Raw genomic sequence first — 23,337 nt, 5'->3', positions numbered from 1 at the left:
GAGAAACATGAAGCTTGATTATCGATCCTACATTTTAGCCTGCTTGGCCGCCGCGGCGCTTTCTGCCTCTTCGGCAGTCGCCCAGGATACCATTAAGATCGGCGTGCCGATGGAACTCAGCGGGCGCTTCGTCGCCTACGGGGCATCCGGCAAGCGTGGTGCAGAGTTGGCGGCTGAGGTCTATGGCGGAAAGGTCGCAGGCAAAAAGATTGAGCTTCTGCATCGGGACATCCAGTCGGAATCCCAAGCGACGATCTCGGTCTTCAACGAGCTCGTTAACAAGGAGAAGGTCAACTACATCATCGGTCCGATCGCGAGCCCGACGGTGGCGGCTGCGATCCCGGCCTGGCGCCAGACCAAGCCGCTCTGGATCGTACCCGGTTCGTCCAGCACGAAGCTCGAGGAGGAGGCGGGTTCCGAGCCGGAGTTCTTCCACGCTTTCCCCTACGCCTATCACTATCACCAGAGCGTCGCGGCGGCCCTGAAGAGCCAGTTGCCGACGGGCCAGAAGGTGTCCTTGGTCTTCTCTGACGACAATTACGGCCGGACTCACCAGCCCTATGCCAAGAAATACCTGACTGAAGCCGGCTTCGAGATCGTCGCCGAGGAGATCGTCCGGACCAATGCCCCGGACATGAATCCGCTCCTCACGAAGATTGCGCGCTCCAAGCCCAACATCCTGCTCGGACTCGTTCAGACGACCGATGCCGTCACGCTAACCAAGCAGATCTACACCCGAAAGCTGCCTGTGCCCTACCTCGTCGGAACGGCGGCCACGCAGCTCGACGAATGGCAGAAGGCCGTCGGCCCGGCCCAGGAAGGCTGGATCGGTGTCACTACCTATCTGCCCGGGCTGAAGCGCCCCGGCAATCGCGACTATCCGAAGCTGTTCCCGCCGAGCGATGAGTGGGAGGCGGCCTTCATCAAGAAGTATGGCCAGGAGCCCGACTTCGAGGACGCTGGCTGCTATGTCAGCGCCATGCTGCTCTTCCTGGCCATTGAGAAGGCTGGCGGGGACGACAAGGCGAAGGTCGTAGCCGAGCTTCAGAAGCTCGACGTCAAGAACACGCTTCTTGGCGACGCAAAGTTCGGCCCCACCCCCGGCGGCACTAAGAACCAGGCGTTCTCCGACGTCGTCGTGTTCCAGCGCCAGAGCGAAAAGAACGTGATGCTGTTTCCGCCCGGTCCTACCGTCGGGAAGATCAAATCCGCCGTCCAGTGACGACAGAGCCGGCCCGGGCCTAGCGCCCGGGCCGCCCCAAGGCGGAGCAGGATCATGCACTACATCCCACAACTCATCGTCGACGCGCTTCTGCTCGGCGGGATCTACACGCTGATGGTGATCGGCCTGGCGCTGAGCTTCGGCGTGACCCGCGTCATCAACTTCGCGCATGGCGAGGCCGTCATGCTCGGTGCCTATGGCGCCTACACGATCGCCCTCGTCAGCGGAATCGACCCGCTGCTGGCTTTGCCGCTCCTGATGGTCATCGGCTGCCTCTTCGGTATGGCCCTGTTCAAGGTCGCAATCGAGCCGGTCCTCAAGGCGCCGCATGTCAACCAGATCCTGCTGACTTTCGGCATCGGCCTCGTGCTGCAGAACGTCGCCGTGATGATCTGGAAGGCGGACGAGCGCTCCGTCGTGACGCCTTATGCCTATTCCTCTTTCCAGTTCGGCGAGGTCTTCGTTCCCGGCGGGCGCCTGATCGGCTTCGGCGTCGCCGTGGTTCTGGTCGGCGCCCTGTTCTTCTGGCTCAGGCACACGGAGTTTGGCCGGGCGACGCGTGCCCTCGATGAGCAGCGCGATGCGGCCGTCCTGGTCGGCATCAACGTCAAGCGCATGTACGCCCTCGCCTTCGGCCTCAGCGTCGCGCTCGGCGTCGCCACCGGCGTCATCCTGAGCTTCATCGGCGCGATCTCGCCCTTCATGGGCTTCCACATCCTGGTGAAGGGCTTTGCCATCATCGTTCTCGGCGGGCTGGGAAGCATCGTCGGAGCGGTTCTGGGCGCCTTCCTGCTCGCCTTCGCGGAGACCGCGGTCAGCTACTACGTCCCCAACGGGACCGGCTGGGCCGAAGCGGTTGCCTTCGCGGTTCTTTTCCTCGTCCTGGTGCTCCGTCCGCGCGGCATCGTCGGCCAAGCGGTGGCGGACTAAGCGATGGCACGTCAATCCAATTTTATGGTCGCGCTCGGCGTACTATCCGCGCTTGGCCTTGTCGCAAGCACCTTCTGGGATGCTCCGCAGATCAACAACTGGCTGTTCCGCGCCTCCACGCTGATCATGCTCGCAACGAGCTGGAATCTGATGGCCAATGCCGGCCTTGTCTCGCTGGGGCACTCAGCCTTCTGGGGCGTCGGCAGCTATGCCGCGATCATGTCGGCCAATGCCTGGAGCGGGTCGATTCTGGGCACGCTCGTGGTGGCCCTGCTCGCGGGCGCATTGATGGGCCTGATTGTCGCTGCCGTCACCGGAGGGCTGAAGGGCATCTTTTTCGCGATCTCGACACTGGCCCTCTCGGAAGGGCTTCGCATCTCGGCGCTGATGCTCCCCGACGTGACCAGCGGCGCCGTCGGCCTGTTCCTGCGCCAAGATCTGCGGCCGAGCCAGCAGACGCTTTATCTCGTCGCCGCGCTCGCCGCCGTCGCCAGTGTCGGCGTGGCGATTCTGATCTCGTGCTCGAAACTGCAGTTCGCATCGCGAGCCATGCGCGACAACGAGGCGGCCGCGCAGATGCTCGGCATCGCGCCGCGCCGGCAGCGCATGATCATCGTCGCCATCTCCGGCGCGATGGCGTCGGCGGCGGGCGCGATCAACGCCTGGTATGGCGGCTATCTCGACCCCGAGGTCGCCTTCACGCTGCACAACACCATCCTGGCGCAGATCGCGCCGATCTTGGGCGGCATCCACACGCTCGCCGGTCCGGTCATCGGCTCCTTCGCCATCATCGCCCTCTCCGAGGGCACCCGGATCTGGTTCGGCAACATGGAAGGCGTCAGCCAGATGACCTTTGGGCTCGTGCTGGTGGTCTGCATCCTGTTCCTGCCGCGCGGTATCGAGGGCGTGATGCACCGCCGCAAGAAGCAGCAGGCCACTGCGGGCACCCCTGCCCCGGCGCTGGCGACCGGACGTGGAGGCAAGTCATGAGCACCATGCTGTCCGTCCGCGATCTCCATGCCGGCTACGGTGAGTCCAGCGTTCTCCAGGGCCTGAACTTCGATCTCCAGAAAGGCGAGGTCGTCTGCCTCCTCGGCGCCAACGGCGCCGGCAAGACGACGACGATGGCGGTGCTCTCGGGCCTCGTCGACGCCAGCTCGGGAGGCGTCAACTATGACGGGCAGGACCTGCTCGCCATGGCGTCCCACCAGCGTGTCGAGGCCGGGCTCTCGCTCTCTCCGGAGGGTCGCAAGGTCTTCCCGAACCTCACCGTCGAGGAAAACTTGGTCCTTGGATCCTTCAACGCCAGTGCGCGCGCCGGCCGCGCCGCACGGCTCGAGGAGGTCTACACCCTGTTTCCGCGGCTTGCGGAACGCCGGGCCCAGAGCGCCGGGCTGATGTCCGGCGGCGAGCAGCAGATGCTGGCACTGGGCCGCGCCATAATGGCAAAGCCGCGGCTCCTCCTGCTGGACGAGCCCTCTCTCGGGCTCGCGCCGATGATCGTCCAGGCGGTCTTCGAGGCGATCCGCAAGATCGCCGCGACCGAGATCACCATCTTCCTGGTCGAGCAGAACACCCACGCGGCGCTGAGCGTCGCCAGTCGCGGATACGTCATGTCGGCGGGTCGCATCGTCCACGCCGGCAGCGCCGCCGAGTTGCGTCAGTCGCCCGAGGTTCGGGACGCGTTCATCGGCGGCAAGTCCGCCCGCACGATCCGGGAGGCCCGTCATGCTTGAGATCAGCGGCCTGTCCAAGATCTTCGGCGGCCTGACCGCCGTCGGAGATTTCTCGATGACCGTCGGCAAGGGCGAATTCGTCGGGGTCATCGGCCCCAATGGCGCCGGCAAGACGACGCTAATGAACCTCATCACCGGCTATCTGCCGCCATCGTCGGGCGATATCCGCTTCGAGGGGACCTCGCTGGTCGGCCTGGCACCGTATCAGATCTCGCATCGCGGCATCGGGCGAACCTTCCAGGTCGTTCGTCCTTTCTCCGAGATGTCCGTCGAGGACAACGTCATGACCGGGGCGCTGTTCTCCGGCCAGCGCGCCGCGACGTTGGCCAAGGCCCGAGAGGCGGCCGAGTTGCCGATGGAGCTGACGGGCCTCACCGCCAAGCGCCATGTCATGGCCGGCGCACTAACCTTGGGCGAAAAGAAGAAGCTCGAGCTCGCGAGGGCTCTGGCAACGAGCCCACGGCTGCTGCTGCTCGACGAGGTGATGGGCGGCGTCAATCGCGGCGAGGTCGACGAGCTGATGCTCGTCCTGCAGCGCATCCATGCGGCGGGCGTCACGATCGTCATGATCGAGCATCTCGTCGAGGTCATCATCGCGCTATCGATGCGCGTCGTCGTCCTGAACTTCGGCCGCAAGCTCTACGAGGGCTCGCCGGACGAGGTGGTCGAGCATCCCGACGTCATCGAATCCTATCTCGGCCGGCCCCTCGACGTGGAGGCCGCATGAACGTGCATCCGAAAGCTCTGGCCGTCGCGCCGGAACGCGTCGGGTCGCTTGCGGTGCGGCGGTACGGCGATGGACCGCTACTGGTTCTCGTCCATGGCGGCGTCGGCTCGGCGAGCCACTGGGTCGCCAATTTGGAATCGCTGTCCAGGCGGTTCGAGGTGGCTGCGGTCGAGCTGCCCGGCTATGGCGACGCGCCGGCGCCGCGCGAGCGCGAGGCGCTGGGCTATGTCGAGGAGGTCATTGCCTCGTTCGCCCAGATCGCGCCTGCGACCAAGCGCTTCGGCCTGGTCGGCTTCAGCTTCGGCGCCGTGATCTCGGCCGCCGTGGCGCGCAGGCTCGGCGCCCGCGTCCGCGCCCTGTCGCTGCTGGGCCCCGGCGGCTTCGGCATTCCCGCCGGGCGGGAGGTCAGCCTGCTGCCCGTGCCTACCGGCACCGAAGACTCCACGGGCCATGCGGCGGCGGTCGCGCATAATCTCGGCGCCTTCATGATGGCCCGCACTCCGGAGCCGGACGATCCGGTGGTCCGCATGCAGAGCGAGAACATCGCCCGGACGCGGTTCGACAGCCGCAAGGTGAGCTTCCAGGACCGGCTGATCGACGACCTGCGCGCGAGCTCCACTCCCCTGCAGTTGATCTGGGGCGAGAGCGACCGGCTGCCCGTGCCCTCGATCGCGGCGCGCATCGAACTCGTCCGCGGGGCGCGGCCGGACGCCGAATTCCACGTCGTCCCGGATGCGGGGCACTGGGTCCAATTCGAGGCTCCCGATGCGGTGGACGCCTTGCTGATCGATTTTCACGAGCGAGTGGCGACATGACTGAATACAAGACATTGCGGGTCGAGCGCAGCGGTTCCGCCCTGATCCTGAACCTCAACCGGCCCGAGCGGCGCAACGCCGTCAGCCTGCAGATGATGGCCGACATCATCGCAGCCTTCGAGGCGGCGGAGGACGACGCCGAGACGCGGACCATCATCCTCTATGGCGGCGCTGAATACTTCTCGGCTGGTGCCGACCTGACGGAAGCAGTCAAGATCAAGACCGCGACCGACGGCACGCGCTACTTCAACAAGTGGCACGCGCTCAACGAGACGCTGGAGCATTCCTCGAAGCCGGTGATCGCCGCGATCGAGGGTTTCTGCATGACGGGCGGCCTCGAGCTCGCGCTGGCGGCAGACCTGCGCGTCGCGGCGGAAGGCGCGACCTTCGCTATAACCAGCGCCCGCATCGGCACGGTCGCCGGCGCCGGCGGCACGCAACGCCTGCCGCGCGTTGTCGGCATCTCCAACGCGCTGGACATGCTATTCGCGGCCGAGCCGATCGACGCGGCCGAGGCGCTGCGGATCGGTTTGATCAACCGTCTGACCGAGCACGGCGGCGCACTCAAGAAGGCGCTCGAAATGGCTGAGCTCTACGCCACCCGCGCCCCGCTGAGCCTCGGCTTCGTCAAGCGCGTCGTGCATCGCGGCATGCAGATGGACCTCGCCTCTGCAATCGAGTTCGAAACCTTCCTCGTCACCACGGTCTACGGCACCAAGGACAAGCAGGAGGGCATCACGGCCTTTCTCGAGAAGCGCCGTCCGAGCTTCAAGGGCGAATGACGATGGCCGATCGCAAGCTCCCTCTCGACGGCATCCGGATCGCCGATTTCAGCCGCCTTCTGCCGGGCCCCTGGTGCACGCAGATGCTGGCCGACCTCGGCGCCGAGGTGATCAAGGTCGAACGCCCGGACGGGGATCCGAGCCGCCATAACCCGCCGCTCTACACCACGGAGAGCGTCTATTTCTGCTCCGTAAACGGCGGCAAGACGTCGCTCGCGCTCGACCTCTCGACTCCGGAAGGGCGCTCGACCGCCCATGCGCTGATCGCCGATGCGGATGTCCTGGTCGAGAGCTATGGCCGGGGGGGCGCCGAAAAGCTCGACGTGCACTGGGACCGCGCCAGGGCGCTGAACCCGCGGCTCGTCTATTGCAGCATCACCGGCTTCGGGCAGATCGGGACGCTCGCTCCCATCGCCGGCCACGACCTCGCCATCCAGGCGGCGACCGGCCTTCTCTCGCTCGCCGACACGCCGGCGCCCGCCTTCCAGGCGGCTGACTATGCAGCGGCGACGATGGCGGTGATCGCGATCATGGGTGCGTTGCGCAACCGGGACCGCGACGGGCAAGGCGCCTATCTCGACGTTGCGATGTTCGATGCCCTCTTCGGCATGGGCAATATCGGGCTGGCGAGCGCGCTCGGACGCCATGCCGGCGGATCGGGTAAGCCGACCATGGAAGTCTGGGGCGGCAACCCGCGTTATCGCACCTACCCGACCCGCGACGGCAAGAAAGTCGCGGTCTGCCTGCTGGAGGCCAAGATCTGGCGCAAGTTCTGCGAGCTGATCGGACGCCCCGACCTCAATTTCACGGATGAGGGCCACGAGGCGCGGCTGTCGAGCCATGGCGAGCGCGCCGACCTCTTCCGGGAGGCCATCTCGACCTATTGCCTCGCGCATGACCGTGACGAGATCGGCGCCGTCATGACGCAACTGGCCTTGCCGGTGATCCCCGTTCTCACGCCCGACGAAGCCGTCGCCAGCGACCATGTCCGCAGCCGCGGGCTCGTCGAAGCCGTCGAGCATCCCACGGAAGGCCATACCTTCACGCTTCGCAGCGGGCTGATGGATTCGGGTGTCATGCGCCCGCGCAGGGCTGCGGCCCCGCTGATCGGCGATTCCGGCGAAGCTTTCGATCCCTCCGTAAAAACCGGCACGACGGGCTAACACACATGGATTTCAATCTGAACGAGGAACAGGCCCTCTTCCGCGACTCGGTCCGGGCCTTCGCCGAGCGTCACCTCGCCGCCGGCGCGCTGGAACGGGCTCACAGCGACGACTACCCCTGGGATGTCGCGAAGATGATGGCCGAGCAGGGTCTGCTCGGGATCACGGCCAGCGAGGAAAGCGGAGGCGTCGGCGGGACATTGATGGATGCCGTGATTGCGATCCAGGAGATCGCGCGCTCCTGCCCGCGCTCGGCGGACGTGGTCCAGGCCGGCAATTTCGGCGCGATCCGCGTTCTGATGCAGTACGCGACGCCCGAGCAGAGCGCGCGCTATCTCAAGCCGCTGCTTGAGGGAACCGCGCTCATCTCGGTGGCCATGACGGAGCCCAATGCCGGCTCGGCCGTCACCGAACTGACGACCACGGCGAAGCAAGACCGGGACGGCTTTCGCCTCAGCGGAAGCAAGATCTTCACCACCCACGGCACGCATGCAACGGTGTTCCTCGTCTATGTCCGCTTCGGGCCGGGAGTCGGCAATATCGGCTCGGTGCTCGTCGAGCGCGGCACCGAAGGCGTCACATTCGGCAAGCAAGTCCGGTTCCTCTCGGGAGAAGAGTGGAACCCGATCTTCTTCGACAACGTCTACATCCCCCGCGAAAACGTGCTGCTCGGGCCGGGCGGGTTCAAGAAACAGATTTCCGGATTCAACGTCGAACGGATCGGCAACTCGTCGCGCTCGCTTGCGCTCGGCCGCTACGCCTATGATGTCGCGCGCGACCATGTGCTGACTCGAAAGCAGTTCGGACGCCCCCTCGCCGACTTCCAGGGCATTCAATGGAAGTTCGCCGAGATGAAGATCCAGCTCGATGCGGCCCAGCTTCTGCTCTACAGGGCAGCTGCCAGCGCGGATCGCGGGTTTCCGTCTGCCGAAGAAACAGCCATCGCGAAGGTCGCCTGCAACAGGGCCGGCTTCAACGTCGCCAACGAAGCCATCCAGGTCATGGGCGGCGCTGGATACAGCCAGGATTCGCTCGTCGAATACTGCTTCCGGCGCACCCGCGGCTGGATGATCGCCGGCGGGACGATCGAAATTCTGCTCAACCGAATCGCCGAGCACGTCTTCGACCAGACGTTCCCGCAACGTCTGCCGTCGCTTGCCAAGGTCCCGGCCTGATGACTTCCGCAAATCTCTCGGACGCCCTCTTCCGTCCTGGCAGCATCGCCCTCGTCGGCGCCTCCGGCGACGAGAACAAGCATGCTTCGCTGCCGCACCAGTATCTGCGCCGACACGGTTACGGCGGAGAGATCTTCCCTATCAACGCCAATCGGGATTCCGTCTTCGGCGAGCGCGCCTACAAGAGCATCGACCAGATCGGCAAACCCGTCGATCATGCCTTCATCATGCTGCCGACCCAAGGCGTGGTCGACGCCGTGACGGACTGTTGTAGGGCGGGCGTGCGCTGCGCGACGATTCTATCGAACGGGTTTGCTGAAAGCGGCGGAAGCGGCCGCGACCGGCAACGCGAACTCGTCGATATGGCGCGCGACGGCGGCATGCGCCTGCTCGGACCCAACAGCCTCGGCATCATCAACCTTCCCGACCGCATCGCTCTGTCGGCAAACGAGATTCTGTCGCTGCCGGAGCTCAAGGCCGGCCGCTACAGCCTCATCTCGCAGAGCGGCAGTCTGATCGGCGCGGTGCTGTCGCGGGGCCAGGAGCGTGGGCTGGGATTTGCCAAGATGGTGTCGGTCGGAAACGAGGCCGATCTCGGTGTCGCGGAGATCGGCGAGATGCTGATCGACGATCCTGCGACCGACGCGATCATGCTGTTTCTCGAAACGGTGCGCAATCCCGCCGGTCTCGCTTCCATGGCGCGCCGGGCCTTTGGCGCCGGAAAGCCGGTTATCGCCTTCCGGGTCGGCCGCTCCGAGGTCGGCGAAAAGCTCGCTGCGTCTCATACCGGCGCCATCATCGGCAACGGCGCAGCCATGGACGCGTTCCTGCGCGACATCGGCGTGATCCGGGTCGAGACGCTGGATGCGTTTCTCGAGATCGGGCCATTGGTGAAAGGTCGCCAGCCGCCTTCGGGACGCCGCGTCACTGTGATGAGCACCACCGGTGGAGGTGGAACCCTGGTGATCGACGCCATGTCCCGCCATGACGTCGAGATCGTGTCGCCGTCCGAGAGCGCGGTTCGCAATCTTGCCGAGCAGGGCATCACGATCAGCCGCACGCCGTTGGTGGACTTGACGCTGGCCGGCACGAACCCGCGCACCTATGGCGCCGTCCTGCGCGAACTGATGGCATCTCCCGATTGCGACTTGGTGGTTCCGATCGTTGGCTCGTCCTCTCAGTTCAGACCCGACCGGGCGGTATTTCCCATCACCTGCGCTGTGAAGCACGATCCGGCCAAGCCCGTCGCGGTCTTTCTGACCCCGCACGCCGAAGCTTCGCTGAGCATGCTCTCCGAGGCCGAAGTCGCGGCCTTCCGGACGCCTGAATCCTGCGCCGACGCCATTCGCGCGTATTTCGACTGGCGGGCGCCGCGCACGATCCTGCCGGCAGGCGTGCCCAACGGCATCGCGCAAATGCTCGCGACGGCGCAGGGCGGCTCGCTTGACGCGAAGGCGGCGGGCGAGATCTTCGCCCGACTCGGCGTCCCGATGGCGTCGGAGCGGATTCTCCCGGCGGACATGTCCGCGATCGATCAGATGCCTCTCGCCGACATGACCTATCCGGCCGTTGCCAAGATCCTGTCCCAGGACATTGCCCATAAGACGGAGGTCGGCGGCGTGGTCGTCGGCTGCGCCGACGAGGCGGCACTGAAGGCCGCCTGCCGCCTGATCCTTGCCAGCGTCCGGAAGGCCGCTCCGGACGCCCGGCTGAGCGGAATCCAGGTCCAGCCCATGCTCCGCGGCATCGGCGAGGCGCTGCTGGGATACGGCCTCGACCCCACAGTCGGACCGGTGGTCACTCTCGGGGTCGGCGGCGTCCTGACGGAGATCTATCGGGACGTCTCGGTCAGGATCGCACCGGTGGACGTCGACGAGGCCCGCCGGATGATTGCGGAGGTTCGCGGTTTTGCGCCGTTGCGGGGCTATCGCGGCATGGAGCTGGGCGATCTAGAGGCTCTCGCCAGTGCGATCGCCGCCTTTTCCCAGCTGGCCTTTTTCGATGTCGAGGAGGCCGAAATCAACCCGGTACTCATCTGCAGGCAGGGCGACGGCGTCGTCGCTCTCGATGCACTGTTGATCAAGGGCGGACGTCGCGATGAAGTCTGACAACCGTATCCCCGATGGCCCAACGGCGGAACTCGCCGCTTTCTGCGCCGGCCTGCGCTTCGACCATCTCGACAAGGCCGCGCGGCGCGGTGTGCGCCGGCACCTGCTCGACACATTCGGTGCGATCATCGCCGGCACGCAGGGCTCGCCTGCCCGCATCGCCGAGCGCACCATCGCCGAACTCGAGCCGGAAGGCGACATTCCCGTCCCCGGCTTCTCAGCGAAGCGCCAGCGTCTTTCCGCCGCCTATCTGATGGGCGCGAGCGCGCATGGCCTGGAGCTGGACGACGGCTATCGTGCCGGCTCCGTCCATCCCGGCGCGCCCGTCATCCCCGCCGTGCTCGCCGCCGCCTGGGGCAACAAGGTTGACGGGCGGCGCGTCGCCGCTGCCATCGCCGCCGGCTACGAGGTGGTGACACGCGTCGCCGAGACCGTCCACCCGGCGTCGCGCAAGCGGGGCTTCCACAACACGTCGATCACCGGCGTGCTGGGAGCGGCCGCTGCGGCCGCCTCGGTGCTCGGCCTCGACGCCCGCCAGACCGCCCATGCGCTAGCCATCGCGGCGAGCTCGGCGGCGGGCCTGTTCGCCTTCCTGCACGGCGGCGGGGAGATCAAGCGCCTCCACCCCGGCTTCGCTGCGCGCGAGGGTCTGCTGGCCGCCCATCTGGCGCGCAACGGCATGACTGGACCCGCTGGCGTGCTGGAAGTCGAGGACGGTTTCCTGCAGGCCTTTGCCGGCAAGGCCGATGCGGCGAAGTTGGTCGCCGGGCTGGGAGAATCGTTCAACGTCTCGCGCTGCTACATCAAGCCCTATGCCTGTTGCCGCCATCTGCATCCGGGTCTGGACGCGGTCATCGCGATCGCTCGGGAAGAGGGCGTCGCGCCGGGCGAAATCGCCGCCATCGAGATCGGCACCTATGAGATCGCAGCCGGCCACGCCAATGGCGGTTGGCACGACATGCCGTCGGCACAGATGAACTACCGCTTTTGCACCGCGCTGGCGGCGGCTAGGGAGCGCGTCGGCATCGCTGATTTCGATGCGGACGTGCTGTCCGAGGCCGAGCTCTCGGCGCTGGCCGGCAAGGTCGATGTTCGCGTCGACGACGCCTGCGAAGCCGACTATCCGCGCCTGCGCTCGGCCAAAGTCCTTGTCAGGACGAAGGCCGGTGCCGAGCATCGCCGCTATATCGACGAACCCCTCGGCTCGGCGCGGCATCCGCTTAGCGACGAAGCCCTGCTCGTCAAATTCGACGAGATGGTCATTCCGGTCCTCGGAGAGGCCTCGAACGAACGGCTCAAGTCGGCTGTGCTCGCCATCCAGCAGATCGAGGACATCGACGTTCTGCTGAACACACCAAACGCAAAATAAGAAGAGGGCCTGAGGAACATGTCCAAGACGATGCTTTTCTCGCCGACGACCCTGCGGTCTGTCACGTTCGACAACCGTATCGTCGTCTCACCGATGGGTCAGTACTCGGCCGATGCCGAAGGCTTCGCGACGGACTGGCACCTGATGCATCTCGGCCATCTAGCGGCCTCCGGAGCGGGACTCGTCTTCACCGAGGCTACGGCCGTTGAGCCTCGCGGCCGGGTCAGCGGCAAATGCCTCGGCATCTGGTCGGACGATCATGTCGAGGGACTGCGGAACATAGTTGATTTCTGCCGGAGGCACGGCGGCGCGAAACTGGGCATGCAGCTCGCCCATTCTGGCCGAAAGGGCTCCGTCACCGTTCCCTGGGAGAAGCAGGTCGGCATGCAGGATGGCGAGGGCGGCTGGCTGATGGCGAGCCCCTCCGCGGTTGCATACCCCGGCCGCCCGATGCCTGAGGCCCTCGACGAAGCGGGTCTGGCGCAGGTCCGGGAAGCCTTCCGCGACGCCGCAATACGGGCCGATGCGGCAGGCTTCGACATCATCGAGATCCACAACGCGCATGGCTATCTGCTGCACTCCTTCCTTACGCCCTTCGCCAATGCCCGCACGGATTCGTATGGAGGCAGCCCGGAGAACCGCATGCGCTTCCCGCTATCGGTCTTCGAGGCGGTTCGCGCGGTCTGGCCGGAGCGCAAGCCGCTCGGTGTCCGCATATCGGCGACGGACTGGGCCGAAGGCGGCTGGACCCCGGAGGAATCCGTCGTCTTCGCCCGCGAGCTAGAAAGGCGTGGCTGCGACTATATCTGCGCCTCAAGCGGCGGCTCGACGGACAAGCAGAAGATCCCGGTCGGCCCCAGCTACCAGGTCCCCTTCGCCGAACAGATCCGCCGCGAGGTCGGAATCCCAACGATGGCCGTGGGGCTGATCACGCAGCCTCAGCAGGCAGAGGACATCCTGGCCTATGGACAGGCCGACTTCGTCGCGCTGGGGCGGGGGATGCTCTACAATCCGCGCTGGCCCTGGCACGCTGCGGCCCACTTCGGCGATGAAGTCTATTTTCCGCCGCAATACGAGCGCTCCCACCCCTCCATGCGCGCCGGCGACTTCCTGAAGCCATTTCGTGAACGCCAGGCCGTCGGGAGCTGAGCATCATGACGTACGACGTCGATCATACGCAGGCTTTCGCCGCGGAGCTTCTCGCACTCGATTCAGGCGCGCTCGGTGAGGCCGATCGGATCCAGATCCAGTCGCTGATTCTGGATTATACCGGTGTCGCTTTCGGTGGCACGTCACGTCCCTGGATCGTTGCACTGCATCGCTGGGCTGATCGCTACCGCGGCCCCGGCCCCGCCCGTATCGTCGCCAGCGACATCATGGCGACGGCTGAGATCGTCGCGTTCGTGAACGGCGCCGCCGGTCACAGCTTCGAACTCGACGACACGCATGACGCCTCGCTGAGTCATCCCGGCGCAGTCGTGATACCGGCCGCACTGGCCGTCGCTGCCGAGACGGCAGCTTCGGGACGGGACGTGATGGCGGCCGTCGCGGCCGGATACGAGGCTATGGCGCGCATCGGCATAGCCTCGCGTGCCGAACGCCTCATCGCCACAGGCTTCCATCCCACTGCGGTCCTCGGCGTTTTCGGCGCTGCAGCGACCGTCGGCAAGCTCCTGGGCCTCGATGCGGACGGGATCAGCTGCGCCTGGGGCCACGCCTTGTCCCTCTCCGCGGGATCGATGCAGTTTTCGCAGGAGGTCACCGGCGCCGAGGTCAAGCGCCTTCACGCCGGATACGCCGCCCGCAACGGTGTGCTCGCAGCGCAGATGGCGCTGGCGGGCATCGATGCCCCGCTCCGCAGCCTCGACGGCAAATACGGCTTCCTGGCGCTTTACGGCGACGATCCGATGCCGGCCGAACTGAATAAAATGGGCCCGAACGGCCTCGCGATTCATGACATCAGCATCAAGCCCTATGCCTGCTGCCGACTGCTTCACTCCATGATCGACGGCCTGCGCACCACCACCAACAATTTCTCCGCGACGTCCGAGCAGATTGCCTCGATCACGGTGCGCGGCCCGCGCAAGCTCGTCGAGCAGCACATGGTCCGGCGCCCCAAGACACCCATGGCTGCACAATACAGCCTTCCCTACACGGTCGGAGCGACGCTAGCCTACGGACCTGAACGCTTCGACGCATTCGAGACCGCCAATCTGTCTGACGCGCGCATCCTTGCCTGGGCGGACCGGGTCGAGGTCGAAGCGGACGAAGCGCTCGAAGCATCCTATCCGGTTCATTTCGGCACCGAGGTCGAGGTCGCCTTTCACAACGGCGAGCGGCGCACGGAGCTCGTGCTCGACAGCGTCGGCACGCCGGCCAATCCGATGGATATCGAGCGGCTAAGGCTCAAGGCGCGCGCTCTCGTGGGCGACCGATTGAGCGACGCCGAGTTCCATACACTGCTCCGCGAGATCCAGTCGTTCCCGACAAGCGTGGACGTCAGCGGCCTTCAGAAGGCCTTCGCGCGATGAGGCTCGAACAACGGCTCGATGCTCTTACCGTGCTGGAGTGGAACTGCCGCCCGGCAGTCAGGGCTTGCGGTGGGCTGCTCGCACAGCTCGGCGCGACCGTGATCGACTTTGCAGATTCTCCGCAGGATGCGCTCTCACGTTTTAAGACACGCCTGCCAGCAACGGTCGAGGCGCGCGCCGAGGCGTTTGCCCGTGCCAATGTCGTCCTGTATTCGTCGGATTGCTCCAGCGAAATGGCGCTTCCCGTCTGCCGGCCCGACCAGATCGTCCTCGACATCACGGTCGACGATACGGGCCGGCACGGCCACTGGACCGAGCCGCTCCTGCAGGCGGCGTCGGGCATCGCCGATCTGACCGGGACCAGGGACACGCCGCCGACCATCTGCGACGCCCCGGTCATCGAATTGCAAACCGCCATCTTTGCGGCCGCCGGTATCCTCGTGGCTTGGCCGCGCCTGGCTCTCACGGGAGAGGGACAGCGCATTTCACTTTCCCTGCTCGACTGCGCCCTGAACGGCCTCTCGTCGTTCCTGCCACTGGTCTACGCCGGAAAGACGCCGCACCGTTCGGGCAACCGGCATCCCATGGCCGCGCCATGGAATTCCTACAGGACGACCGACGGCTGGATCCTGCTGTGCTCAGCCACCGACGAGCACTGGATGAAGCTCTGCACCATTATGGGCCAGCCGGATCTCGCCGAAGGCAGGTTCGCCAAGCTGGCCGATCGCGTCCAGCAATACGAGGCGGTCGACCGGAAGGTCGATGCCTGGACATCGACGCTGTCGGTCAAGGATTGCGTCGCGGCGTTGAGCGGGGCGGGCCTTGCCGCCGGGCCGATCCTGACGCTCGACGAACTGGGGCAGGACCCCAATCTGAAACATCGCCGGTCGGTCTCGACGGGTGACGGGCCTGCGCCGCTCGGTTTCTTGAAGGCAGCGCCGGGCCGTGGATCGATGACGCCCACGACATCCCGCCAGGTTCCGGCCCAACCGCTGGCAGGGCTGCGCGTCATCGAGATCGGGCAGTACACGACAGCCCCGCTGGCGGCCAAGCAACTGGCGCTGCTTGGTGCGGAGGTTATCAAGATCGAACCTCCCGGAGGTGAAGCCTCGCGTGCCTGGCCTCCGCACCAGGACGGACAGGGCTACTTCTTCACAATGAACAATGCGAACAAGCGCAGCTGTCTCCTCGATCTGCGCAACGAGGCCGACCGCCAGATTTTCGAGCAACTGTTGCAGCATTCGGATGTTCTGATCGAGAATATGAAGCCTGGTTCGCTCGACAAGCTCGGCTTCGGCTGGGGACGGCTGTCTGAGCTCAACTCCCGTCTCGTCTATTGCGGCATATCAGGATTCGGGCAGGATTCCGCCTATCCCGGCCGGCCAGCTTTCGACACTGTCGTGCAGGCGATGTCGGGTCTTATGGATGTAACCAGGGCGGGAGGCACACCATTCAAGCTTGGGATCTCGGCCGCGGACGTCACCGGCGGCATTGCTGGACTGCTTGCCGTGATCTACGGGCTCGAGCAGCGCAGGCAGACCGGACGCGGCACTATGATCGACCTGTCGATGCAAGATGTCGCAGTCTGGTTGACGCAGACGCTGTGGGACAAGTCGTCATCGGCCAACCCGTGCACGGTGCTACCCTGCACCGACGGATATGTCGTGGCGGCTTGCCAGCCCTCTGTGGCGGACAAGATCGTCGGCCCAAAGAGCGCGCCGACGAGAGCAGCGGCGATCGAGCTGCTAAAGCAGGCCGGCATCGCCGCCGGCGCCGTCCGGACGCTCAACGAGATCGCCGAAGTCGAGGCCGGCGACGAGAAAAGTTCGATCCAGACGCATGTCGATGGAAACGGCAGGTCCTGGCCTCTGTTTCGATGCCCTTTTCGTTTCTCGGCCGAGAAGACGGTTGCGATCGCGGCGATCGGACCCCTCGGCGAGGCGAACGAGTACGTAGCCCAGATCTGCAGGCCGATCGCTCGGAGGTGATCTTAAGCGCGCGAATTGAGCGAAGCAAAGCACCGCGCGACCTATACAGCAGTTAGCGAGAGCGCTTGGGGCTTCTTGTGCTGTATAATCTATCTGAGACACATTGTTGATCCACCGCGCATGGGCGTGTATTTTTGCGATATCGATGCGCGCTGATCAAGGTCGACGCAATTTAGAAACGGCATTTCCGAGCCGTTTTTTGCGCTGTCTGGATATCTGGGCATGCTTGGAGGGACCGAATATTGGCTTTTCTCGAGGAACCGGAGCCTCAGCGAGGTGTAGCGTTGCCCGTTCTGCCGGGCATCAGGCGAATCGTTGCGAACAATCCGAGCCTCATGACCTATCACGGCACGAACACATATCTTATTGAAGCGGATGAGGGCTATGTTGTGCTCGATCCTGGGCCGGAGGATGCCGGTCACCTCGACGACATCATCTCGGCGACTGGCGGCAAGGTCTGCGCTATCCTCGTCAGCCACACGCATTCAGATCATCTGGGCGCCACCTCCTCTCTTAAGGCCAGGACGGGAGCACCGACCTTTGCGTTCCATCGGGTAGCCGATCCATCCTTCGAGCCGGATATCCTCATCCACGATCGGGACGTGGTGGCGGGAATGCTCGCGATCCACACGCCGGGGCACGCCAGCGACCATCTCTGCTTCGCGGCCCGGGATGGGATCGTTTTCAGCGCCGATCACGTAATGTCATGGTCGAGCAGCATCGTCTCCCCGCCCGACGGCGACATGGCCACCTACTGCGCAAGCCTTCGCCTGATGCTCTCGCGGAACGATAGTTTTTACCTCCCGGGTCATGGTCCGCCGCTGTCGGATCCAGCACCCTTTGTAACAGACCTGCTCAATCGCCGGATCGAACGGGAGGAGGCCATTTATGAAGCCTTGCGCTACGGACCGTCGAACACCTGGAATCTCATGGACAGACTCTATTCCAAGACGGATCCCTGGCTGCGGCTAGCGGCCGAACGCAATGTCCTGGCGCATCTGGAGAAATTGCATGCAGAAGGCCGTGTCGAGCAGGTCAGCGGAACGTGGAGGGTGCAGCTCTGATGTCTGTACATTCGGAGATCAGAACTTCGGCGAGGTAGTAGTTGTTGTTCGGACATTGAGGTTTTTACCAGTACAAGCCGAGGTTGTTGTTCGTGGCGATGGCAGGTGCACGATCGCGTCGTCCACGCGCAGGCCGCCGAAGGCGATGCAGGACGGGCCGCCATGGTCCATCCAGGCGCGGCTGCAGCTGTAGCGCGGGATGCCGTGCTTGGCTCCGATGTAGCGAAGCGTCAGCTTACGGCCGCAGCGCCGGCAGCGGGTCAGGCCGGAGAGCAGCGCCTCGCCATGCTTGGGCGCGCCGTGATGCCTGCCGGTCGGAACATTGCCTGCCACCATCGTGCGGATCGCTTCGAACCTTTCCCAGCTCACATAGCCGTCATGGGCGCCGGGCTTCAGGGCGAGCCATTCGTCCCGCGCCTTGCGGCGGGTCTTCACCTTGATGCCATCGACGGCATAGGCCGCCCCGACGCTCGTCTTACAACCGCGCATCGGAACACCCATCTGTATATGTGATTGAAGACAAAGAGGTTTTGCTCGGCGGGATGTGATCCCGCGAGGTATTTGGGGTTCTGCCGCGCCTGTGCGGTGATGGATTGGGCGGCATCCGTGGCCAGAGCGGAGCGCGCGAAGACCCAAGGCCCGTCCGGCAGGGCATTGACGGCTTCGATCTCACCGGCTTCGGCGGCGAGTCTGAGCGTCCTGGTCGAGACCTTAAGGAGCCTGGCGGCGTCGGTGAGGTTGAGCCAGGGCTCGACGCCATCGTTGATGGACGTCCTGCGACAGGCCGAGATCGACCTGGTCATTCTCGACCTGATGCTGCCTGGACGGTCGAGCTTCGACCTCTGCGGCGATGTTCGCGCTGCGTCGCAGGTGCCGATCATGATGCTGACGGCGCGTAGCGAGGAGAGCGACCGCGCTGGAGGCGGGCGCCGACGACTACGTCACAAAGCCGTTCAGCCCGCACGAACTGCTCGCGCGCGTCAGGCGGTCCTGCGCCGATCGCGCGTGACTCGCGGCTCCGCCGGCGGCGGCGAGGCCGTCGCCTTCGACGGCTGGAGACTGGATCTGCGTCGGCGCGAGCTGACCTCGCCCTTGGGCACGCAGGTCGATCTCTCCACCGGCGAGTTCGACCTGCTGGTCGCATTCGTCGAGCACGCCAACCGGGTTTGTCTCGCGAAGCCCTGATGCAGTTCGCCGAGACCCGCAGAAGCGACGACCCCTTCAACCGGATGATCGATGTCCAGATCAGCAGGTTGCGTAGTAAGCTGGAGACCGATGCTCATGGCGGCCAGTTGATCAAGACCGTTCGCGGAGCGGCTACCTGTTCACGGCGTCGGTCCGGATGCGCGAGGGCCAGCCTGCATGACACGCCTCCTCAAGCGGAGCTTCCCCGACACGGTGGCGAGCCGCGCCATCCTGATCCTGGTCGCGGCGCTGCTCGCGTTCCACCTCGTCGGCTACTGGGCCTACCGCGTCGGCGTCGAGAATCTGGCGAGCGCGCAGCGCGGCCGGGGCCTCGCCGAGCGCATCGTCTCTATCAAGCGCGCTATCGCCGGGATTCCCCAGGAGCCGGAGCGCGACCGCGCCGCGCATGACTTGTCGAGCGCCAGTCTCGAAGTCCACTGGAGCAAGGTCAGTCTGGTGCTGGGAACGGTGCTGCCACCGAGCGTACGGCGGCGATGCAGGCCAAGCTCAAGGAGCTGGCGCCCGATCTCGCGGCGGAATCCTTCCGGCTCGGCTTCGCCGACGACGGCGCGCTCGGCTCGGGCGAGGCCGATGCCTACCGGCACATGATGCTGGTATCGGTCCGGCTCGACGACGGCTCCTGGCTCAACTTCTCCTCGACCACGCTCGGCGCGACGCGGCATGCCGACTGGAGCGTGCTGGCGGTCACCATCTGCTTTGGCGTCGCAATCGTCGTCGTCGCCGTCCTGCTGCTGCGCTGGGCGACACGGCCACTGCGCGACCTCGCGCTCGCCGCCGAGCGCTTCAGCCTCGACCAGACGCCGCAACCGCTCTCCGAGTCCGGCCCGGCCGAGGTCCGTCACGCCGCACGCGCCTTCAACACCATGCGCGAGCGCATCCAGCGCCTCGTCTCCGAGCGCATGCAGGCGCTGGCGGCCGTCTCGCATGATCTGCGCACGCCGATCACGCGGTTGCGGCTGCGCTCCGAACTAATGGAGGACGAGGCGACGCGCGACCTCGTCGACGCCGACCTCGCCGAGATGGAGGGCATGATCGATTCGACGTTGGAGTTCCTGCGCGGCGGCGTCTCCAGCGAGGCGATCAGGCCGATCGACGATCGTCTCGGTGATCGAGACGATCGTCGAAGACCATGGCGACCAGGGACATTCGGTCAGCCTCGGCGGAACCGGCCATGGCCGCGTGCTCGGCCGGCTGCTCGCGCTCAAGCGCGCCTTCTGGAACGTCATCGGCAATGCGGTGAAACATGGAACGCGCGCCATGGTCGTCGTCACCGAAACACCCGCCGGCCTCGTCATAACGGTCGAGGACGACGGCCCCGGCATTCCCGACAGAGATATGGAGCGCGTCTTCCAACCCTTCGTCCACCTCGAGGAAACGCGCGGGCGTGAAACTGGCGGCTCTGGCCTTGGACTGACCATTGCCCGTGCCGTCGTCGTGGCCCACGGCGGCGAAATCACCCTAGCGAACCGCCCGCAAGGTGGCCTTCGTGTGACGAGGCCGGCTTCACGTCGCGCGTCGTCGAAAGCCAGGACATGGGCGCGAGCAAACGCGCTTTAGAGTGCCGGATAAGGTCCAGTCCTGCCACACCGGCATTGTCGATGGATATTTCGTTGAGGGCCACGTACCAGCCTCTGACATCCGCAGATTGTTGAAGGAGAGGCCGGTGGCACTCGGCCTCGCCGTTCCCGACATGCCGGTCGGATCACCGGGAATGGAAGTGTCGGGGGTCGCACCGGAGAAATTTCAGACATTGCTTGTTGGTGCTGACGGTCGAACCACCGTCTACGGCAGTCATTGAGCAGACATTCGAATTCCCTACCGGTCTAGATCGGGGGGTCTGCGATTTGCCAGGTTGTGTGGGAACTTGATCTTGCCTGGACCAGGTGCGGTCTTTTGCTGGCACTGAATGCTTTGTCTAACCTGCTTGCGCTCAAATTCCCTCCCTTTCTCAAGCTCCCGAGCAATCCGCTCCGTCGCAAAGCCCAGAACCGCCTGTCGCAGTTCAGGATCGCGAACGGCCTTTGCGAGCGCCCGCTCGATCGCCGCAAGCTGCGACCGAGCTGCTTTAACGGCATCGCCTCCCGCGGACTGTTGCGCGTCGCCTGTCCGGAAACGATCCGAACGTGCCTTCCATTGATCGCGCTGCAGTCGTTGTGACGTGCCGGCCTCCGAGGCGGCAACTTCAATTGTGATAGTCGGCCGCTTCGAGGAATGCTCCCGAGCATGCCCAGCGAGCGATATCGTCGGCTCCTTCGCGGCGTTCCAGCTTGTTGGCACGGCGTCATCAGCATGATTGCGCAACTGGGTTCTTGCGCCACGACTTTCCGGCGGCATGACCGTCACATTGATCGGTCGTTTGGCTGAGACGACGTCGACGGTGACTGTTTCCGATGCTCCGGCCTCGCGGTTCTGCGGGGTTTGCGGCGCTTTGGTCGAGCTCATCTCAGGCTTCGCTCGAAACGCGAGCGCGGCCCGATCGACGGGGTCGGGTTCGTAACCACGCACGGATAACCCACGCGCCGAGGCTTCAAGCCAGGCGGTGCGCCGGAATTCTTCCGAGCCGCGCAGCTCGACCTCCTTCCAACCACGATGCTGCGCGATCGAGATCATGTCGCGAACAACGCCTGCATCTTCAAGCCGAGTCGCCATGCGCTCGGACGTCACCTTGAAAGCAAGATATTCGCCTTTGGGGTCTGCATAGATCTTAGCTTCGTCCCCGGGACCGGCTTCCGCGACGTAGTACTTACGCCGGAGCCGCTCTGGCATTCCGCCGTCGATCTCGCGATGATCCTTCTGCCCGAGATCGAACTCCGCTTGCCCCGCTCGACCTCTCGGAGGCGCGCTCGATCTGCCACGTGATGACGACGTGCTGGCGCCACGATCCTTCTCACTGTCGCGCTCGATGGTGAATTCACCCTGATCCTTGCGATTATCGTCCACGGCGCGCCTCCCTTAGAGATCCGCCTGTTCCCTTCGCCGGAATGATCGCCGCATCGATCACCTGCGAGCACCAGTCCTTGAGCTCGTCCTCGGACAGGCCTTCGAGATCGACCGGCACATCGCCGAAGTCGAAGGTCGCATCGTCCGGGATCAGCGACGGGTCGGCGATTTCTTCATCCGTCATCGGCCGGGTCCGGAACGTCGCCTGCAACTCGGCGACGGCGGATTTCAGCTCGATGATCTCGCTTGCAAGCAGCATGTTCGAGGGTCCGCGGTTGGGCGCGATCACCGGTGGCGCTTTCAGTCGCGCGGTGAAGGCGGCGTCCTCGTAGTAGATGATCTTGTCGCAGATGATCGGCGGCACGCTGGCCGCCAGGATGAATGCCTTGGATGACGGGATCAGCTTGAGTTCCTGCGGCAGCATCAGCGCGCGACGCTGATCCGAGACGGACTCGCTGCGCTTTCCCGACGATAGGCCCCACGGTCGCGAGCGGCTTTTTGCCTGGACCGTGTCGTAGCCGATCCGCTCGGATAATTCGTTGGCGACGTCCTGCTCTTTCGGGGCGAACACGACCTCGATGGCATGGTTGGTCATGATGGTCTTGGCGAGATCGGGGCCGTAGATCGCCCGGAGTTGCGCCGGACTCTGGATGATCGTGAGAAGGCGAATGCCGTAGCCCGCGACGAAGGCGACGGATTTTGCGAGCACGCCGACATGGCCGAGCGCGGGGAATTCGTCGAGCAGCAGCAGAACACGGCGATTGAGCTTCGGATTCTGCTCCGGCAGCTCGCGGCTGTTCAGGTCGATGACCTGCTGGAAGAACAGGTTGAGCAGCGGTGCCATGCGGTCAAGATTGTCTGGCGTGACGCCGAGATAGATCGACATCGGCCGGGAGCGCAGCTCGCGAAGGTCGAAATCATTCGCAGACGTCGCGGCATCGATGCGCGGATTCAGCCAGAGGCCGAGCCGCGCCGTCGTGGTCTTCCGGACTGAGTTCATCGTGTTCTCGGACGCCGACAGAAAATCATTCAGCGCCCCGATGCAATGTGACGAGAGCGGCGCGGTGCTTTTGGCGCGCTCCTTCATCGCGGCGAGGAAATGAGCCTTCAGATCACTGGACGCCGAAAGCTGCCGCAGGATTTCGCCGATGGTCAGGGGCAGACCTGGCGTTTCGGCGACGTAACCGCCGATCGCGACAAAGGCCGAGCGGGCAGTCTCGAACCAGAACGGGTCGGCCCGGTTCTCGGCCGGGAACAGCATCACCGCGATGCGCTGGAGATCGTCATAGAGATCGACGGGATCGCGGCGGACATAAGCGAGCGGATTGTAACGTGCCGTTCGGCCCTGCTCGTCGAGCGGATCGAACAGGACCACGGCCTGCCCGCTCGCCTCCCGAAACCCGGCCGTGCGATCAAAGTTCTCCTTCTTGACGTCGAGCGCGACCACGGAATCGGGCCAGTTCAGCAGGTTCGGGATGACATAGCCGACGCCTTTGCCCGAGCGCGTTGGGGCATAGACCATGACGTGCTCAGGCCCGCCGAAGCAGAGGAATTTTCCGTCCTTCCGGCCGAGCAGCATGC

Annotated in this window: 23 protein-coding genes and 2 pseudogenes; 21 read left to right on the top strand and 4 right to left on the bottom strand. The window is 65.0% G+C overall.

What is annotated here, in order from left to right; all coding sequences use genetic code 11:
- Positions 1 to 7: 7 nt before the first annotated feature.
- The 15 genes from AE618_RS27050 to AE618_RS26980 all read left to right on the top strand — a co-directional run bounded on the left by AE618_RS27050 (position 8) and on the right by AE618_RS26980 (position 17,610).
- Positions 8 to 1,222 carry an ABC transporter substrate-binding protein gene (locus AE618_RS27050; protein WP_082365633.1) on the top strand — a complete coding sequence of 405 codons (1,215 nt, stop codon included), beginning with the start codon at positions 8 to 10 and terminating at the stop codon, positions 1,220 to 1,222.
- 54 nt (positions 1,223 to 1,276) lie between these two features.
- Complete coding sequence (locus AE618_RS27045; protein ID WP_054212163.1) at positions 1,277 to 2,152, top strand: branched-chain amino acid ABC transporter permease; 876 nt, start codon at positions 1,277 to 1,279, stop codon at positions 2,150 to 2,152.
- A gap of 3 nt (positions 2,153 to 2,155) precedes the next feature.
- Positions 2,156 to 3,142 (top strand): branched-chain amino acid ABC transporter permease, encoded by a 987-nt coding sequence (locus tag AE618_RS27040; RefSeq protein ID WP_082365632.1) that lies wholly within the window; start codon positions 2,156 to 2,158, stop codon positions 3,140 to 3,142.
- Positions 3,139 to 3,888 (top strand): ABC transporter ATP-binding protein, encoded by a 750-nt coding sequence (locus AE618_RS27035; RefSeq protein WP_349236456.1) that lies wholly within the window; start codon positions 3,139 to 3,141, stop codon positions 3,886 to 3,888. Before AE618_RS27040 ends, AE618_RS27035 begins: the two co-directional genes overlap by 4 nt.
- Positions 3,881 to 4,615 carry an ABC transporter ATP-binding protein gene (locus AE618_RS27030; protein ID WP_054212161.1) on the top strand — a complete coding sequence of 245 codons (735 nt, stop codon included), beginning with the start codon at positions 3,881 to 3,883 and terminating at the stop codon, positions 4,613 to 4,615. The genes AE618_RS27035 and AE618_RS27030 overlap by 8 nt, the downstream gene beginning before the upstream one ends.
- Positions 4,612 to 5,430 (top strand): alpha/beta fold hydrolase, encoded by an 819-nt coding sequence (locus AE618_RS27025; RefSeq protein WP_054212160.1) that lies wholly within the window; start codon positions 4,612 to 4,614, stop codon positions 5,428 to 5,430. Before AE618_RS27030 ends, AE618_RS27025 begins: the two co-directional genes overlap by 4 nt.
- Positions 5,427 to 6,212, top strand: a complete 786-nt coding sequence (locus AE618_RS27020) for an enoyl-CoA hydratase/isomerase family protein (protein ID WP_054212159.1) — start codon at positions 5,427 to 5,429, stop codon at positions 6,210 to 6,212. The genes AE618_RS27025 and AE618_RS27020 overlap by 4 nt, the downstream gene beginning before the upstream one ends.
- 2 nt (positions 6,213 to 6,214) lie before the next feature.
- Positions 6,215 to 7,375, top strand: a complete 1,161-nt coding sequence (locus AE618_RS27015) for a CaiB/BaiF CoA transferase family protein (RefSeq protein WP_197280904.1) — start codon at positions 6,215 to 6,217, stop codon at positions 7,373 to 7,375.
- A gap of 5 nt (positions 7,376 to 7,380) precedes the next feature.
- On the top strand, positions 7,381 to 8,550 hold the full coding sequence (locus AE618_RS27010; protein ID WP_054212157.1) for an acyl-CoA dehydrogenase family protein: 1,170 nt from the start codon (positions 7,381 to 7,383) through the stop codon (positions 8,548 to 8,550).
- A complete protein-coding gene (locus tag AE618_RS27005; protein ID WP_054212156.1) occupies positions 8,550 to 10,658 on the top strand; it encodes an acetate--CoA ligase family protein in 2,109 nt (702 codons plus the stop codon). Before AE618_RS27010 ends, AE618_RS27005 begins: the two co-directional genes overlap by 1 nt.
- Positions 10,648 to 12,027, top strand: a complete 1,380-nt coding sequence (locus AE618_RS27000) for an MmgE/PrpD family protein (protein ID WP_054212155.1) — start codon at positions 10,648 to 10,650, stop codon at positions 12,025 to 12,027. Before AE618_RS27005 ends, AE618_RS27000 begins: the two co-directional genes overlap by 11 nt.
- An 18-nt stretch (positions 12,028 to 12,045) precedes the next feature.
- Entirely contained in the window at positions 12,046 to 13,176 is a 1,131-nt protein-coding gene (locus AE618_RS26995; protein ID WP_054212154.1) for an NADH:flavin oxidoreductase/NADH oxidase, read from the top strand.
- 5 nt (positions 13,177 to 13,181) lie between these two features.
- Positions 13,182 to 14,558 (top strand): MmgE/PrpD family protein, encoded by a 1,377-nt coding sequence (locus AE618_RS26990; RefSeq protein ID WP_054212153.1) that lies wholly within the window; start codon positions 13,182 to 13,184, stop codon positions 14,556 to 14,558.
- A complete protein-coding gene (locus tag AE618_RS26985) occupies positions 14,555 to 16,546 on the top strand; it encodes a CaiB/BaiF CoA-transferase family protein (protein WP_054212152.1) in 1,992 nt (663 codons plus the stop codon). Before AE618_RS26990 ends, AE618_RS26985 begins: the two co-directional genes overlap by 4 nt.
- A 335-nt stretch (positions 16,547 to 16,881) precedes the next feature.
- On the top strand, positions 16,882 to 17,610 hold the full coding sequence (locus AE618_RS26980; protein WP_197280903.1) for an MBL fold metallo-hydrolase: 729 nt from the start codon (positions 16,882 to 16,884) through the stop codon (positions 17,608 to 17,610).
- An 18-nt stretch (positions 17,611 to 17,628) separates the two neighbouring features.
- Here the strand turns inward: AE618_RS26980 and AE618_RS26975 are convergent, their stop codons facing one another.
- Positions 17,629 to 18,099, bottom strand: coding sequence for a recombinase zinc beta ribbon domain-containing protein (locus tag AE618_RS26975; RefSeq protein WP_248311046.1), 471 nt, complete (start codon positions 18,097 to 18,099; stop codon positions 17,629 to 17,631).
- Positions 18,042 to 18,413: a helix-turn-helix domain-containing protein gene (locus AE618_RS29200; RefSeq protein ID WP_349236455.1), complete on the bottom strand. Its 372-nt coding sequence runs from the start codon at positions 18,411 to 18,413 to the stop codon at positions 18,042 to 18,044. Before AE618_RS29200 ends, AE618_RS26975 begins: the two co-directional genes overlap by 58 nt.
- On the opposite strand from AE618_RS29200, the gene AE618_RS29115 reads away from it, so the two are divergent.
- The 6 genes and pseudogenes from AE618_RS29115 to AE618_RS29110 all read left to right on the top strand — a co-directional run bounded on the left by AE618_RS29115 (position 18,343) and on the right by AE618_RS29110 (position 20,614).
- A complete protein-coding gene (locus tag AE618_RS29115; RefSeq protein WP_282568533.1) occupies positions 18,343 to 18,795 on the top strand; it encodes a response regulator in 453 nt (150 codons plus the stop codon). The genes AE618_RS29200 and AE618_RS29115 overlap by 71 nt on opposite strands.
- Positions 18,795 to 18,863: pseudogene (locus AE618_RS29360) on the top strand (hypothetical protein); the annotation flags it as partial. The gene AE618_RS29115 and the pseudogene AE618_RS29360, both read left to right, overlap by 1 nt.
- Before the next feature lie 109 nt (positions 18,864 to 18,972).
- A complete protein-coding gene (locus tag AE618_RS28995; RefSeq protein ID WP_248311045.1) occupies positions 18,973 to 19,404 on the top strand; it encodes a hypothetical protein in 432 nt (143 codons plus the stop codon).
- Positions 19,290 to 19,853 (top strand): annotated as a pseudogene (locus AE618_RS29355) (HAMP domain-containing protein); the annotation flags it as partial. The gene AE618_RS28995 and the pseudogene AE618_RS29355, both read left to right, overlap by 115 nt.
- 67 nt (positions 19,854 to 19,920) lie before the next feature.
- On the top strand, positions 19,921 to 20,373 hold the full coding sequence (locus tag AE618_RS29350) for a sensor histidine kinase (RefSeq protein ID WP_432704532.1): 453 nt from the start codon (positions 19,921 to 19,923) through the stop codon (positions 20,371 to 20,373).
- Between the two features lies 1 nt (position 20,374).
- On the top strand, positions 20,375 to 20,614 hold the full coding sequence (locus AE618_RS29110; RefSeq protein ID WP_082365631.1) for a DUF411 domain-containing protein: 240 nt from the start codon (positions 20,375 to 20,377) through the stop codon (positions 20,612 to 20,614).
- Between the two features lie 17 nt (positions 20,615 to 20,631).
- Here AE618_RS29110 and AE618_RS26955 read toward each other — a convergent pair whose 3' ends face one another.
- Both AE618_RS26955 and AE618_RS26950 read right to left on the bottom strand, forming a co-directional pair.
- On the bottom strand, positions 20,632 to 21,756 hold the full coding sequence (locus AE618_RS26955) for an LPD7 domain-containing protein (RefSeq protein ID WP_156330519.1): 1,125 nt from the start codon (positions 21,754 to 21,756) through the stop codon (positions 20,632 to 20,634).
- Positions 21,746 to 23,337, bottom strand: a 1,592-nt coding sequence (locus AE618_RS26950) for a type IV secretory system conjugative DNA transfer family protein (RefSeq protein WP_054212145.1), incomplete at its 5' end; no start/stop codon positions are given. The genes AE618_RS26955 and AE618_RS26950, both read right to left, overlap by 11 nt.

The sequence above is a fragment of the Allobosea vaviloviae genome (genome assembly GCF_001298265.1).
Taxonomy (GTDB): domain Bacteria; phylum Pseudomonadota; class Alphaproteobacteria; order Rhizobiales; family Beijerinckiaceae; genus Allobosea; species Allobosea vaviloviae_B.
The sequence above is the reverse complement of the archived record's forward strand: the minus strand, read 5'-3'. Positions and strand labels throughout refer to the sequence as shown.